The sequence below is a fragment of the Bacillus carboniphilus genome (assembly GCF_039522365.1).
GTDB lineage: Bacteria > Bacillota > Bacilli > Bacillales > JC228 > Bacillus_BF > Bacillus_BF carboniphilus.
Window position 1 is genome coordinate 46,498 of sequence record NZ_BAAADJ010000018.1, and the last position, 14,466, is coordinate 60,963.

A 14,466-nucleotide genomic window follows, 5' to 3' on the forward strand; every position below is an offset into this window, starting at 1 on the left:
GGGAATAGGATGTTAAAGGTAGATAAGCGAACGGCCCGGAGATTTTTACTCCAGAAGCAAAGGTTAAGGGGGAATGAAAATCACAGTTTCACCTCAAATCCAACAGAGGTTTTAGAAATGATTCGTTCTCTAGAATGCCTTCAAATTGACCCTGTAGCGGTAGTAGGTCAGAACCAACACTTAGTTCTCAATGCGCGAATTCAAGGATACAAACCGGAGCATTTGACGGAACTACTAGGCGAGGGAAAAGTCATTGAATATAAAGCCAATGAGGCGTCTGTTATTCCAATGGAGGATTATCCTATTCTAGAACCTATTAGGGCGAGAATGCGTGCTGGTCTACAGGAAAGAATTGAAGCACTTGGACCAGTGGTTGAACATGTGCTACACAGGCTGCAAAAAGAAGGGCCACTTCCATCACGTGCTTTTAAATCGGATATAAAAGTCCATGGTTACTGGGATAACAAGGCTCCCAGTACAAAAGAAACATCACATGCCCTGAATTTGTTAATGGATACTGGAGATATCCGAGTCGTTGGGCGTGTTGGAACAGAACGTTACTTTGGCATATCTGAATTAACGGTTCCTAAAAAGATTCTCCAGCAGACAAAAAAGTTAACACTCGAGGAAGCAAAACAAGGGTTGATTGATAAATACATAAAAGCTTACCGAATTTTTGATGCAACGGATCCAAGGTTCGGATGGCAAAGAATGAAGGCTGTCGATAGAAGAGAAGAAATAGAACGACGTGTTCAAGAAGGCAAGCTGGTTCCGCTTGAAATAGATGAAGTAAAAAGGTCTTATTTTATCCTTTCAGAGGACGTCCCGGTTATTCAAGATATTGCTAAAGAGTCGTCAGTGGATACGGATCTAGCCGAAGGACCAATCCGTTTTTTACCTCCTTTAGATAGCCTTTTATGGAGAAGAGAACGAGTCGTGGATCTCTTTGATTTTTTCTATAAGTGGGAGATTTATATTCCGAAAGAAAAGCGGGAATTTGGGCCGTACACCATGCCAATTTTAGCAGGTGACCAGTTAATCGGAAGAGTAGACCCTCGAGTGGATAGAGAAAACAATCAGTTAGTGATTCAAATTTTCAAGCTAGAGCCACATATTAAAAAGACTCCAAAGCTAAGAAAAGCCCTTCAAGTTACCTTAGAACAATTTGCAGGTTCCTTGGGTGTAGAGAAAGTAATCGTTGAAAAACCTTATAAAATATAGAAAAAAGTTTAAACAAACGTTTGTTTAATTATTGGGAAACATCATTTAAACAAACGTTTGTTTAATTTTTTGGAGCAGTTCTTAGAGGGCTTTGTTAAAATAAAGAAAACTGGAAAATAGGGGAAAGGGGAGAAGGGATGAACAAGGAAAATAAATTCATCGGAAAATTTGTAAATGAAATGTACGCCATTTTACTTGGGATTGGCATCAGTAATATTATTTTTGTCCAACAGATAGATTTAAAAGATTTTAGTCAATCTATTATGGCGCTATTTGTTATTTCAGTCGCCCTCGTGTATTGGTGGGACTGGAGTGAGTATGTAGAAAGTGATGTCCGAACAACGAAACGTGAATTTATTATTGATTTTTTAATTCTACTAAACATTGAAATGTTATTTGCTTATTTTTATGACTTGAAAGGACTTGCTGTTGCTTTTATTGTCTTAGGATTTTTAGATCTAGCGTGGGTCATTAATAACCAGTATGAAGCAAAAAAGGCAGGAACTTTTCAAAAAAATAGGGCTAAAACTTGGATTCTAGAAAAATGTATAGTGATTGCTATTTATACGTTTAGTTGGTTGCTCATTAGCTTTACCTTTGTATCCAACTATCATCTCCTTCAAATGATTTGTGTCATATTTAGCTTTATCCTAGTGCGTAATGTAGGGTTCAATAATGTGAAGGATTCGAGGGAATTCTCTTTTCACAAAGCTTCTTACCAGGATATTCAAGATATTGTGGATATCAATAACTCTTATTTTGACGGTGGCGTTCATACCGGCGGTTTCCTAATGAAAAAAATAATCCCAAATGATGTACGGAAGGCGATTGATTTTCAAGAGAGAGTGTATTTTGTAGCGAAGGATAGCAAAGGACAAACAGTTGGCTATATTGAATTGAACTCTGCTTTTCCTGTTGAAGTACTAGGCGATTTAGAAGGGCTTTCTCAAGAAGAACAAGAATCCATTTTGAGTAATCAATACTATATCGAGCAGGTTGCAATTAAAGAGGATCAGCAACGCAAAGGCATTGGATCGTACTTATATAATCAGGTGCTGCAAACATTTCCAGACAGGAATTTTACAGCATTTGTTGTAAGCCAACCTATTCGAAACGACAGTTCCATCCGCTTCCATCGAAAAGTTGGTTTTAAGGATGCTGCCCTATTTAAAAAGGATCAATATGCAGGGATGAGTCCTTATGAAAGCATTCTTTTTATCAAAACTTCCGAACAACAAAGTGAGGAAAGTACACTCGCGAGTTAGTCAGTATACGCACCTACTAATTTGTACTATAATGATGGGATGTCACCAATAGATTGACCGGAAGGATTGTTAAGTGTGGAATCTCAATATTGGAAAATAGATGAAGTCGCGCATGAATTATCAGTATCCGTAGCAACCATCCGAAACTGGATAAGGTCTGGCAGAATCAAGGACTTTCATAAAGAAGGAAAGGTACTTCTTTTTAATAAAAAGGAAATCGAAACTTTAAAGCTTGATATAGCAGAAGGAACATCCAATCGATTAAAAAGTAGACGAAATAAGAAGATGGTACAGGGGAACATAATCCCAAGCGAATATGTTACATATAAACCTTACTTAGGAGCTATTGAGGACATCCTCGTTATTGCGAAGAAAATGAAGCATGAACAGGCTGTATCTCTCGTTTTGTTAGAGATTGCTCTTCACTTTCTGTTGCAGAGAAAAAAAGTGGAGTGTAAGGGTGTAGAGCCTGAAAGTTTGGTCGGTAGAATGGTTCGTGAAGAATTGATGATCCCGAGCTCTATCCAGAAAAATTTGCTGAGGCTTTATGATATCCGTTCAGGCACCATTTCAGAAGAGGACATAGGCTTTTTAAGCGAAATTCGTAGCATAGAGCTGCCTTTTGTGGAGGGGGAAGACTTTTTAGGATTAGCCTATATGTCTCTAGCCGCTTCAAAAGAAAGAAAAACAAGTGGTCAATACTATACCCCTTCCAAGGTAGTAGATGTCACTATTCAACAAAATGCTGAGAAGGTTTACCAGCGTAAAATAGGGGAGAGTTTGAAGGTAGTAGACCCATGCTGTGGTTCGGGAAACTTTTTAATCAAGGTATTTCTTTGGTTAAAGCAGGAGCTGTTGAGTGAAGGGCACAGTGTCCAAGAGGCAGAGGAATTGTTAATTAAAGAGTCTATCGTAGGCTATGATATTAACCCGATTGCTGTAGCTCTATGCTCGATTAACTTATTGCTACTGACAGAAACGAATGAGATTACGAGTGAACCAAAGATTACTTGTAAAAACACCCTATTCGAACACGCTCCGTCACTATTTACAGTAAATGAGGAGTTCGACTGGGTTATAGGAAACCCTCCATGGGGATATAGCTTCTCGGACCAGGAGAAGCAAGAATTAAAGGCTGCCTTTTTAACAAGTGGAGATTCGATTGAATCCTTTTCTTTATTTATTGAAGCGAGTATAGATATGCTTAAACAGGGAGGAACCCTTACGTTCGTACTGCCAGAGTCGATATTGAACATCAAGGTACATGGGACGATTCGAGAGTTCATTTTAAAAAATACAATGATTGAAGATATCACCTTATTGGGGCGTGAATTTTCCAATGTGTTTACTAATACTTTGACCTTAACCCTTTTAAAGGACAAGGTCGAAACTCATAAAGTGAAGGTCATAGATTCAGAGAAAGTCTATGAGGTCTCTCAGCAGCTCTTCTTATCAAATGATCATTTTATTTTTAATGTGCTATCAGATAATGAAATCCAAAAGGTGCTGGATCACATTAGAGCATTTGAAAATGTCTTTTATTTAAAGGATAAAATTCATGCGGAGTATGCGCTTGGAATCGTGACGGGTGATAATAAAAAGTATGTCTCTAACGAACAATTGGAGAATATGGAGCCCATTTTGACCGGAAAAGATATTTTTAAATTTAATTACGTTCATTCAGGTAAATTTGTTGAATTTTTACCAAGTGAATTTCAACAAGTAGCCCCAGAAAGACTTTATCGAGCTCCGGAAAAGCTGTTTTACCGTTTTATCAATAAGGAATTGATTTTTGCCTATGATGACAGAAAGACCTTGTCATTGAATAGTGCAAATATCTTGATTCCTAAACATGATCAGTACTCCGTGAAATATGTAATGGCTGTGTTGAATTCTAGGGTTGCTCAGTTTTTCCACACGTTTATGTTTTCACCACTAAAGGTGCTGAAGAGCCATATTGAGTCAATTCCGATTCCAATGTGTACAGATGAGGAACAGGCTGAAGTGGTAGAGCTTGTTAAACTCCTGTTAGAAAGTCGTGATGAGGTAGAGCGTCTGGAATTGTACAATCAGTTAGATGAGCTGATTTCTGGATTGTATGAGTTGGATGAGGATACAAAATTGTTGATTAAAGAGAAGGTTGAAGATAGTAAGTTTTTGACTGGGAAAAATAAATAGTTTGGGTGATGTCTGTCTGGTTGAGTTATGTAACCGACAGGCATCTTTTTTTCCCAATCACGAAACCCTACTATTCCTTCACAACTAGCCCAATCATCCTTGCAAATCCAATCGCCTGCTCTGGTGAGACTTTACATCCGTCTAGATCCTCCAGTGTTACAATGAGTCTTTCAAATGTTGAAGTACTAATGTCAATGCCTTTTAAGGGAGCTCGGGAAAAGTTCACTTCATGTAGATCACATTGAGAAAAGTGAATGTTTTTAAATTTGCATTCGTAAAAATCCGCATTTCGTAAGGAACATTTTTCAAATGTGACATATTTTAGATTACTGTATCCAAATGCACCTAAATTCAAGTTGCAACCATTAAATAAAACATTACCAAACGTAGACTCAGCTAAGTTAACGCCTAGTAACTTTGAATCCTTAAATTCTACTCGATGTATAATCGCTTCAAACAGGTTTGCATTGGAGAGGTCACAGTTTTCAAATGTGACATCTGTCAGCTCCATATTATTAAAATTCACATCAATAAACGTAACGTTTCTAAAAATCACGTTTGATATATCCACTTTGTCGATTGTTTCTCGTTCAATCGAACAATCTTGGATGATAGAGTTCATTAAAAAGGGATCTTCGTTTCCATATATGTCATGAAAGCTGCCTTGTTTAATATGGGTGGGAATTTTAGGTTTGTCCATCTTAAATTTCTTATCCATTTTTCATCGCCTTTTCTAAGTCTCTTAACTTTAACGATAACATAGAATACAACTTTTCCCATTAAAAAAGGCGAACCCTAAAAAGGAATTCGCCAATATAACCTATTTCCCCGAATGCACGATCTTAACATTCGATTCTTCATCTGAATGGAACTTTAAGATCTCACCGAGTTCTTCGTACGTAAGCTTTTGATCAAAGAAGTTCTCTAGATGAAATTCATATGTCTTGTTATTTAAATGGAACTGTCCTTCTCCGACATTCCCTTTATGCTGCTTATTCGAATAGTTAATAGCTTTCGTTAAGTCATCTGGAGTCAGCTTGAAGATCACCACGACATCTGAAAAGAACACGCCATAGTAAAGTAAATCAAACTCAGAAGGTTTAACCTGCTGGATATTACAATCAAATTTATTCTTATGCCACTCAGTGGATGGGAACATTCTGCTTGTAAAGTCTGAGACATTTTCTAAGACTTGTAGAACGTTTTCTTCGTTTATGGAATCTTCTTTTCGTTGACCTCTAGAGAATTTCACTTCAACTCTTAGGGCTTGGTGGGGATCGTAAAGATCATGAAACTGGTTTAATCCCTTTTTAAACGCAAGAAGTTTTTGAATCATAATTTCTGCAACACTACCAAATCGACGTGTATATAATGAAAAAATTCCATTCCTAATTTGCTCGCCACTGGCCATATTTTAACCTCCTTCATCAATCCTTACATATCATACCATAATGTTGAAGATTGATAGGAAAGTATAATTTACCATAGATTTTCAATGCTTACGATGAATTGAGGGAGTTGAGCTAGGTCTACATTACCTCCCGAAATAACGGTGACAACCCTTTTACCTTTGAGACCAAGCTTTCCAGATAATGCTGCAGCGACAGTCGTTGCACTTGATGGTTCAATCATTTGCTTCATTCTTTCTAGTACGAGGCTAAAAGCCTGTTTAATTTCATCTTCACTTACAAGGACAAGGTCATCTAGATATTTTTGCAATACAGGGAAAGTAAGGTCTCCTGGTTGGTTTGTGCGCAAGCCGTCTGCAATCGTTGTCGTAGCTGGAATGGAGGTGATTTTTCCTTTTTTTAAAGACAAGTAGGTGTCATTAGCAATCTCAGGCTCTACTCCAATGATCTTTACTTTTGGATTTGATTCTTTAATTGCAGTTAAGACACCAGAGATGAGACCGCCTCCACCAACAGGAACCACAACAGCATCGACATCTTTTATTTGGTCTAAAATCTCAAGTCCAACTGTACCCTGGCCGGCCATAATAAAAGGATCATCATATGGAGGAATAAACACGCCATTTTTTTCCTCAGCTATATATTTGGCACGAGGGAGACGTTCCCCTGAGGTTGTCCCGCACTTTTCAATTTTCCCACCATAGGATTCGATAGCATTGATTTTACATTGGCTTGCATCTACCGGTACCACAATGGTTGCAGGAATATGTAGCTGGTTTGCAATGTAAGATACGGCTTGCCCATGGTTTCCGGAGGATGCAGCTGTAACGTGTTTTGCACCATCCAGTGCAGCTTGTTTGACGCGGTTAGTTGCTCCGCGAATTTTAAAAGAACCCGTTTTTTGAAGGTGTTCTGCTTTGAAGTAAAGCTGATTCCCACACATTTCAGAAAGTAGCTCTGACGTTAATACAGGTGTAACTCGGGTAATGTCATTAATGTTTTCTCGTGCAGTCTGAACATCTTTTAACGTAATCATTTACTGGCCTCCTTCTTCTTTAACAGCAATGACAAAATCAATTTCAACTGAGGTGTTACTTGGGAGTTCGGCAGCACCAATGGCTGTTCTTGTGTGACGCCCTTTTTCACCAAAGATCTGCTCCAGTAATTCTGAAGCAGCGTCTAATACTTTAGATTGTTGACTGAAACCTGGGGCTGATTGCACATAACCAGTTATTTTAAGCACTTGTTCTACGTTGTCTAAACTACCAATGGCAGCTTTTAAGCAGCTAAGTCCCTTTAATACGGAGAGTTTAGCACTCTGCTGGGCTTGTTCAATCGTGACGTCTTGTCCCACCTTACCGGCAAAAGGAACAACTCCGTCTATTCGGGGAACTTGTCCACTTATATAGGCCACTCCACGGTGGATAACTACCGGTACATATTCATAGAGTGGGGGAGTCGGTTCAGGTAACACTAGACCAAGCTCTTTTAATCGCTGTTCAATCATTCTGGGATTCTCCTTTTCTATTAAATAGGGGAAGGTGGCGCTGGTTCTATAGAAAAATGGTTCGTCAGTTCGGGCTATCCGAGCGTATTTCTGAGCTATCCGAGCGTATTTCGAACTTATTCGAGCGTATTTCTTCAACTCTTATTTTATACTGCCGACCAATAAGCCATCTTGCGTTCATGGTGCAACCACTAAGTAGGAGGGGTGGGACAGGAAACCTGTCCCCCTGTCCCACAGGGAACCGCCCCCTGTCCCTAGTACAGTTTTCCTTGTCTGAATAGGACCGTTGATAGTTTCATTACGGCATGGATGAAGCAGTTTTGACGCAATGGGAAGGGATCACCAAAGTATTGTGGGAGGATGGTGTCCATGGTTGTTCTCATTTTATCGAAGAGGAGATTAAAGACCTCTTCTTCCGTGTAAAATTGAGTTTCGCGCCCTTGTAACCATTCGAAATAAGAAACAATAACTCCTCCTGCATTGGCTAAAATATCTGGAATAATAATGACGCCTTTATCACTTAAGTATTTATCAGCATCACCTGTAACAGGGGCATTAGCACCCTCTACGATGATGTTTGCCTTTATTGATTCCATATTCCCTTTGTGTATTTGGTCTTCTAAAGCTGCTAAGATTAAAACATCCACATCAAGTGAAAGGACATCGTCTCGGTCACGAACATCTGCTTTAACCCCACTTTGTTTTAGTTCTTCCTCATTTTTAGGAAGGTCACCTCTGTTCGTTGTGACAAATTGGACAAGTGCCGGAATATCCAATCCTTCTGAGTTATATAATGTGACGTTTCGATCACTAACAGAAACGACTTTGTTTTGTAAATGAGTGCAGTTATAAGCTTCTAAAGCAGCAACTGAACCGACATTACCAAACCCTTGAATAGCGATATTTAATGGTTTGTAGTGGTAAGAAAGAGCCGTTTTGGCAAATGGGTTATCAGTATTTGCTAACCATTTCTCTTGAGTAGTAAGGAAGTCGTGAATTAAATAACGGAATGTAAAATACACACCCTTACCTGTGGCTTCTCTTCTTCCTAGAGAACCACCATTGACAATGCTCTTTCCAGTAAAACTGCCTCGATAAGGTGTTCCAGGGCGAATACTTTTATATTCGGCCATCATCCAGTCCATTTCTCTGTCACCTGTTCCAACATCAGGTGCAGGAATATCTTTGTCAGGACCTAGGATATCACTGAAGTATTGAACGTATTTTTTACAAATGGAGTGTAATTCTTTGATGGATAATTCTCGGGGGTTAATAACAACTCCACCTTTACCTCCACCGAAGGGAACATCGTGAAGTGCATTTTTTAAAGTCATTAAAGCAGCTAGGTTGGTAACTTCTTCTTCGTTAACAGACTCATGGAAGCGAATACCACCTTTAAAAGGACCAAGAGCATTATTATGCTGAACACGATAGGCAGGTATTCGGACAACCCGACCATTGTCCATTGGAATTCGAAGAAAGGATTTATGAATGTGATTAGGTGTAGAAAGTATTGCAGCCAATGAAGTAAAAGCTTGCTTACGACCTTGACCTTGTAATTCTGGTAAAAAGGATGGATCTTCTAATAAGGCTTCTAAAGATTCTTGAACAATCGTACCCGTTTGACTTGCCATACATATTACCTCCAATATAAACTTCTTCCAAAACTTAACATGCTCATTTGAATTGTAACACTTTTATAACCTTATATGAAAAGGATAGGTTTGATGTAAGAAGGCAATAAATTGGTATTGCATTCCATTTCCCCCAATGCTAATATTTAGAGAGTCGAAATAATAGTTTCAAAGGGGGATATGTTTTGAAGCCAAGTCAAAAAGAACCCTTGTGGACACGTTCTTTTATTATGCTCATGGTTGGAAACTTATTCGTATTTATGTCCTTTCAAATGCTGATTCCGACCATGCCTCCATATATCAAATCACTAGGAGCAACTGGTTTTGAGATTGGGCTTGTGACCACTTTATTTTCAATAGGTGCCGTCCTAAGTCGTCCCTTTATCGGTTTTATGCTCCAATACAAGGCACGGAAGCCGCTTGTATTATTTGGTGCTATTCTCTTACTCATCATTACATTTGTTTACCCTTTATCTCAAATTGTATTCATCTTCTTATTTTTCCGTCTGGCCCATGGACTTGCATGGGGCTGGTCAACGACCGTAAATGGAACAGCAGCAGTGGATGTGGTTCCTAATTCAAGACTGGGGGAGGGGATGGGCTACTTCGGACTCTCGGTTACCTTAGGAATGATTATTGCTCCAAGTCTTGGAATCTATCTATATCAGGTCACTTCATTTACAAACCTTGTGTATATATCAGGTATGCTTGGTATTATTTCCGTTATCTTATTGTCCATTGTCCGGTACCAAACACCAGAGGATGTTAAACAAACGAAGAAAGAAGAGCTAACATTTTCATATATTGGATCATTAGTCGAAAAAACGAGTTGGTATCCCGCTGCCATTACGATGGCTGCTACATTTGGATATGGATCCATTATCACCTTTATTGTCATATTTGGGGAGGAACGTGGAATAGAACAGATTTTTCTATTTTACTTAGCGAATGCCATTATGGCTTCGATATCTCGTCCAGTTGCTGGAAAGTGGTTTGATGAGAAAGGGCCAAAAGGATTAGTCATCCTATGTACATTGATTGCTTTTAGTGGGATGTGGGTGCTGTCGTTCGCTTATACTGGACTACACATTGCGGTTGCAGGAGCCTTATTTGGAGTCGGATTTGGTTCTTTAATTCCAACCCTCCAGTCATGGACCCTATCTCAAACGCCTTCAAATAGAAGAGGCGTTGCAAACGGTATGTTCTTTTCTTCCATCGACCTAGGGCTAGGTTTAGGAGGACTTGTCTTCGGAATTATAGCCCCGTTTGTGGAGACTGGAACACTTTTTCAAATTTCTAGTACCTTTATGATTGTAGCAGCAGTACTTACTGTTTTTGAGGGGAAAAGAAGAAGAAGAGTACCACAGCAAGCAGTTTCATAATGAAAACATCCTACCGTAGTGGTGGGGTGTTTTTTTTATGGACTAGTGTAGAGAGTCGTTTAACATTTTTTTGATTAAAATCATTAGAGTTATCTTTTTTGAGAGTTTACTGTTAATTTATGGAATAAAACTCTTGGAAATGATATTTTCCGAGAGTTATTTTACATTTATTGGAATAAAACTTCTGGTAACCATTTTTCTGCATAAAAAAGGTACAGTCCCTCTCTCTGCAGAAATAGTATGTATAAACTATCTGAAAGAAGAGTGATATATGAACACCTCTTTTCGAAATTTTGTCATTTTATGGATTGGGCAGTTATGTTCGGTACTTGGTACTGGAATAACCCAATTTAGTTTGGGAGTTTGGATTTTAAAAGAAACGGGGTCTGTCACTCAGTTCGCCATGATCATGATGGCAGCAAGCTTACCGGGCATCCTAATTGCTCCCTTTGCTGGAGTGGTTGTGGACCGGTGGAACCGAAAATGGATAATGGTCATCAGTGACTGTATGGCAGGGCTTTCTACACTGGCGATTTTTATCTTGTATTCTTTTAACGCACTGGAAGTCTGGCATTTATTTATTACAGCTGCGATTGCGACGATGTTTAACTCCTTCCAAATGCCTGCCTATCAGGCATCGATTCCAATGCTAGTACCGAAAGAAAAATTGGATAAAGCAAATGGCATGGTACAGCTAACAGAAGCTCTTTCAATTGTAATTGCACCTATGCTAGCAGGATTTTTGTTTTACGCAATTGATTTAAACGGAATTCTAATCATTGATTTCGCTACTTTTTTTGTGGCAATCACGACTTTATTGTGTATTAAGTTTCCGGCTCTTCCATCGAAAGGTTCTTCAGAAGTTGAGGAAAAGACCTCATTTTTCAAAGAGGCTCTATTTGGATGGGAGTTTATTATGAAGCGCCCTGGCTTAAAAGGGTTCTTATTATATTTTGCCATTGTGAACTTGTTACTTGGTTTCTTTAATGTGTTACTTCAGCCATTGATTCTGTCTTTTTCGGATGAAAAAATGCTAGGTATCTCACTATCTTTGGCTGGAATTGGGATGCTCGTTGGTGGTGCCACGATGAGTATTTGGGGAGCTCCGAAAAACAGAGTGTTAACGGTACTAGGAACAGGTTTCGTTGGTGGAATCTTTCTAAGTATTGCTGGTTTAAAGGAATCGATTCTTTTGATTACATTGGGAGTCTTTTTTGTCTTTGTTATGATTCCTGTTGGGAATGCGGCTAGCCAATCTATTTGGCAAAGAAAAGTGCCACTTCATGTACAAGGAAGAGTTTTTTCCCTAAGAAGAATGATTGCAGTTTCTCTACAGCCCATTGCTTTTATATCAGCAGGACCACTTGTTGGATGGTTAGCCCCTCAAATGGAAGAGGGGGGAAGTCTTTCCGGTCTTTTTGGTAAATTAGTAGGCATGGGAGATGGAAGAGCCATAGGTTTATTGTTTGTTTTATTAGGAGTACTGTGGTCTTTAACCTCTATACTTCTCTACTTTAACCCTCGGGTGCGGAAATTAGAGGGAGAGTTACCGGATGTATTAGAAGACAGAGCTGTTGAAAATGAGGGGATAGCCGTTACGACTCAAGCTTAAACAATAATTGTTATAATGGTAAACAACAAGAAAAATGTAGGGGGTTCTGATTGCACTATGGTACAGGTAGATAACAATTTCGTCTCAATTTTTAACCGTCTTTTAGAAAACGAAGATGTAATAAGAGGGCTAGATTATCTTAAGAAGGACCATGATCATACAACAAAGGAGCAGATTGAATTAACAGCAATCTCAGCACCAACCTTCCAAGAAGAGGTTAGAGGAGAAGCTTACAAAAAGAAGCTACTAGAACTAGGAATAGAAGATATTCAAACGGACGAAGTGGGAAATGTATTTGGAATACGAAAAGGTAGCGGCACAGGACCACGATTAGTATTATGTGCACACTTAGATACTGTTTTCCCTGAGGGGACTGATACCATCCACAAAGAAGTGGACGGGAAGATTTATGCACCCGGGATTGCAGATGATGGTAGAGGTTTGGCAGCTGTACTAACGATTGTCCGTGCTTTAAATGCCGCTAACATTCAAACGGAAGGGGATCTAATCGTAGGTGCGACGGTTGGAGAAGAAGGCTTAGGGGATCTCCGTGGAGTCAAGGCTCTTTTCGAGAACCGGAATGACATGGATGGTTTTATTTCAATCGAGCCCGGTAACCCAGCTGGTGTCATTTATCTTGCAACGGGAAGTGCTCGTTACAATGTTACATACCAGGGTCCTGGTGGTCATAGCTTTGGTGCTTTTGGAACACCGAGTGCTGTCCATGCATTAGGTAGAGCTATTGCAATGTTAGCCGATATGGAAACGCCTAAGGAACCGAAAACGACATTCAATGTAGGAACAGTTACTGGAGGAACAACAGTAAATACCATTGCAGCAAGAGCGAATATGGTCATAGATCTCCGTTCCACGTCCCAAGAAGAATTAGCATTATTAGAAGATAGAGCACTGGCTATTATAAAAAAAGCTGCGGATGACGAAAACAATCGCTGGGGACAAGATGCCATTAAGGTAGATATTGAACTAGTTGGAAACCGACCAGCAGGCTCACAAAGTGAAGAATCGGCTATTGTCAAATCCTCGCTTGCTGCTGCACAAGTATTAGGATTTAGCCCAGTATTGGAGCAACCAAGTAGTACCGACTCCAATGTACCCATCAGTCTAGGGGTTCCAGCTGTAACCCTTGGTGGAGGCGGGAAATTTGGTGGGATACATACCAAAGAGGAATACTTTGATCCAACAGATGCTTACTACGGTCCACAAAAAATTTTACTCACAATCCTAGGTCTGATAGGGGTTGCGGGGGTAAGTAAGCCATTATTAGAAAAAAGATAATAAACGAAAGTCCACCGCTTATTTTAAAGCAGTGGATTTTCTTTTACGTAGGAGGAAGCCATGCGCGTTATTTCTATTTGTCCGAGTAATACGGAAATTGTTCAATATATTGGCAAAACGGAACATATGGTGGCAGTGGATGATTTTTCTGACTGGCCACCAGAAGTTAAAGGTTTACCGAGAGTAGGACCAGACCTTTCTATCAACATGGATAAAGTGGAAGAACTGAAGCCGGACCTTGTGCTAGCATCCTTAAGTGTCCCAGGTATGGAGAAAAACATTGAGGAGCTTGAAAGAAGGAAGCTGCCCTTTATTACGCTTAACCCTAACTCGCTAGATGAAATTGCTGACGATATCAAATCTATTGCAACGGCCATGGGGTATGAAAGACTAGGTGAGCAAAAATCCAAAGAGTTTATGAATGAAGTAAACCAATATCGTAATCAGGCACAAAAGGTAAAAAATAAACCCTCATTGTACTGGGAATGGTGGCCAAAGCCTGTATTCACTCCTGGTAAATTGAATTGGTTAACGGAGATCAGTAGGTTAGCAGGGGCTTACAATATATTTGAAACAGTTGAGCTTGCTAGTGTTCAAACCGATTGGGAAGATGTAAAGAAGCGAAATCCTGATTATATCTGCATGGTTTGGGTAGGGGTTAAGGAGTCCAAGATGAACCCAGAGTTAGTAAAGAAAAGACCAGGATGGCAAGAAATGAAAGCCATTCAACAGAACCAAATTTATGTATTAGAAGAGTCGCTCTATTGCAGACCATCACCAAGGTTACTAGAAGGATTAAAGAAATTGACGGATATCCTGAATGCAAAAAGGATTTAAGCCTACCGCTTAAATCCTTACTTTGTGCGCCCAGCATGGGTGCAATCTATAGGGTGCAAGTCCCGAACTGTGAAGGCAGAAGTAGCAGTAGCTTAACGCAAGGGTGTCCGTGGTGACGCGGAATC

At 39.6% G+C, this 14,466-nt stretch carries 12 protein-coding genes; 7 read left to right on the forward strand and 5 right to left on the reverse strand.

All coding sequences use genetic code 11. The features are described from left to right. Nucleotides 1-9 precede the first annotated feature (9 nt). The 3 genes from ABDZ91_RS09140 (at nt 10) to ABDZ91_RS09150 (ending at nt 4,664) form a co-directional block, all read left to right on the forward strand. On the forward strand, nt 10-1,221 hold the full coding sequence (locus ABDZ91_RS09140; RefSeq protein ID WP_343798290.1) for a winged helix-turn-helix domain-containing protein: 1,212 nt from the start codon (nt 10-12) through the stop codon (nt 1,219-1,221). 137 nt (nt 1,222-1,358) lie between these two features. Then, the gene (locus tag ABDZ91_RS09145) at nt 1,359-2,486 is read left to right on the forward strand and encodes a GNAT family N-acetyltransferase (RefSeq protein WP_343798291.1); all 1,128 of its coding nucleotides are present in this window, start codon (nt 1,359-1,361) and stop codon (nt 2,484-2,486) included. Nucleotides 2,487-2,561: 75 nt separating this feature from the next. Then, nucleotides 2,562-4,664 (forward strand): N-6 DNA methylase, encoded by a 2,103-nt coding sequence (locus ABDZ91_RS09150; protein ID WP_343798293.1) that lies wholly within the window; start codon nt 2,562-2,564, stop codon nt 4,662-4,664. 70 nt (nt 4,665-4,734) lie between these two features. On the opposite strand, the gene ABDZ91_RS09155 is transcribed toward ABDZ91_RS09150, so the two are convergent. From ABDZ91_RS09155 to ABDZ91_RS09175, 5 genes are all read right to left on the reverse strand, one after another. Further along, nucleotides 4,735-5,382: a pentapeptide repeat-containing protein gene (locus tag ABDZ91_RS09155; RefSeq protein WP_343798296.1), complete on the reverse strand. Its 648-nt coding sequence runs from the start codon at nt 5,380-5,382 to the stop codon at nt 4,735-4,737. A 102-nt stretch (nt 5,383-5,484) separates the two neighbouring features. Next, on the reverse strand, nt 5,485-6,075 hold the full coding sequence (locus ABDZ91_RS09160; RefSeq protein ID WP_343798298.1) for a hypothetical protein: 591 nt from the start codon (nt 6,073-6,075) through the stop codon (nt 5,485-5,487). A gap of 68 nt (nt 6,076-6,143) precedes the next feature. Beyond that, the gene (locus ABDZ91_RS09165; protein WP_343798300.1) at nt 6,144-7,109 is read right to left on the reverse strand and encodes a threonine ammonia-lyase; all 966 of its coding nucleotides are present in this window, start codon (nt 7,107-7,109) and stop codon (nt 6,144-6,146) included. After that, nucleotides 7,110-7,580, reverse strand: a complete 471-nt coding sequence (locus tag ABDZ91_RS09170; protein ID WP_343798302.1) for a RidA family protein — start codon at nt 7,578-7,580, stop codon at nt 7,110-7,112. Nucleotides 7,581-7,834: 254 nt separating this feature from the next. Continuing rightward, on the reverse strand, nt 7,835-9,214 hold the full coding sequence (locus ABDZ91_RS09175; protein WP_343798304.1) for a Glu/Leu/Phe/Val family dehydrogenase: 1,380 nt from the start codon (nt 9,212-9,214) through the stop codon (nt 7,835-7,837). A gap of 230 nt (nt 9,215-9,444) precedes the next feature. On the opposite strand from ABDZ91_RS09175, the gene ABDZ91_RS09180 reads away from it, so the two are divergent. The 4 genes from ABDZ91_RS09180 to ABDZ91_RS09195 all read left to right on the forward strand — a co-directional run bounded on the left by ABDZ91_RS09180 (nt 9,445) and on the right by ABDZ91_RS09195 (nt 14,341). Then, nucleotides 9,445-10,596, forward strand: coding sequence for an MFS transporter (locus ABDZ91_RS09180; RefSeq protein ID WP_343798318.1), 1,152 nt, complete (start codon nt 9,445-9,447; stop codon nt 10,594-10,596). 271 nt (nt 10,597-10,867) lie between these two features. Further along, entirely contained in the window at nt 10,868-12,208 is a 1,341-nt protein-coding gene (locus ABDZ91_RS09185; protein WP_343798305.1) for an MFS transporter, read from the forward strand. 57 nt (nt 12,209-12,265) lie between these two features. Beyond that, a complete protein-coding gene (locus ABDZ91_RS09190) occupies nt 12,266-13,504 on the forward strand; it encodes a M20/M25/M40 family metallo-hydrolase (RefSeq protein WP_343798307.1) in 1,239 nt (412 codons plus the stop codon). 60 nt (nt 13,505-13,564) lie between these two features. Continuing rightward, nucleotides 13,565-14,341, forward strand: coding sequence for a cobalamin-binding protein (locus tag ABDZ91_RS09195; protein ID WP_343798309.1), 777 nt, complete (start codon nt 13,565-13,567; stop codon nt 14,339-14,341). The last annotated feature ends 125 nt before the right edge of the window (nt 14,342-14,466 follow it).

Coding starts and splice junctions, on each gene's coding strand:
- ABDZ91_RS09140 (WP_343798290.1), top strand. CDS start 10: ATGTTAAAGGTAGATAAGCGAACGGCCCGGAGATTTTTACTCCAGAAG.
- ABDZ91_RS09145 (WP_343798291.1), top strand. CDS start 1,359: ATGAACAAGGAAAATAAATTCATCGGAAAATTTGTAAATGAAATGTAC.
- ABDZ91_RS09155 (WP_343798296.1), bottom strand. CDS start 5,382: ATGGATAAGAAATTTAAGATGGACAAACCTAAAATTCCCACCCATATT.
- ABDZ91_RS09160 (WP_343798298.1), bottom strand. CDS start 6,075: ATGGCCAGTGGCGAGCAAATTAGGAATGGAATTTTTTCATTATATACA.
- ABDZ91_RS09165 (WP_343798300.1), bottom strand. CDS start 7,109: ATGATTACGTTAAAAGATGTTCAGACTGCACGAGAAAACATTAATGAC.
- ABDZ91_RS09170 (WP_343798302.1), bottom strand. CDS start 7,580: ATGATTGAACAGCGATTAAAAGAGCTTGGTCTAGTGTTACCTGAACCG.
- ABDZ91_RS09175 (WP_343798304.1), bottom strand. CDS start 9,214: ATGGCAAGTCAAACGGGTACGATTGTTCAAGAATCTTTAGAAGCCTTA.
- ABDZ91_RS09180 (WP_343798318.1), top strand. CDS start 9,445: ATGCTCATGGTTGGAAACTTATTCGTATTTATGTCCTTTCAAATGCTG.
- ABDZ91_RS09185 (WP_343798305.1), top strand. CDS start 10,868: ATGAACACCTCTTTTCGAAATTTTGTCATTTTATGGATTGGGCAGTTA.
- ABDZ91_RS09190 (WP_343798307.1), top strand. CDS start 12,266: ATGGTACAGGTAGATAACAATTTCGTCTCAATTTTTAACCGTCTTTTA.
- ABDZ91_RS09195 (WP_343798309.1), top strand. CDS start 13,565: ATGCGCGTTATTTCTATTTGTCCGAGTAATACGGAAATTGTTCAATAT.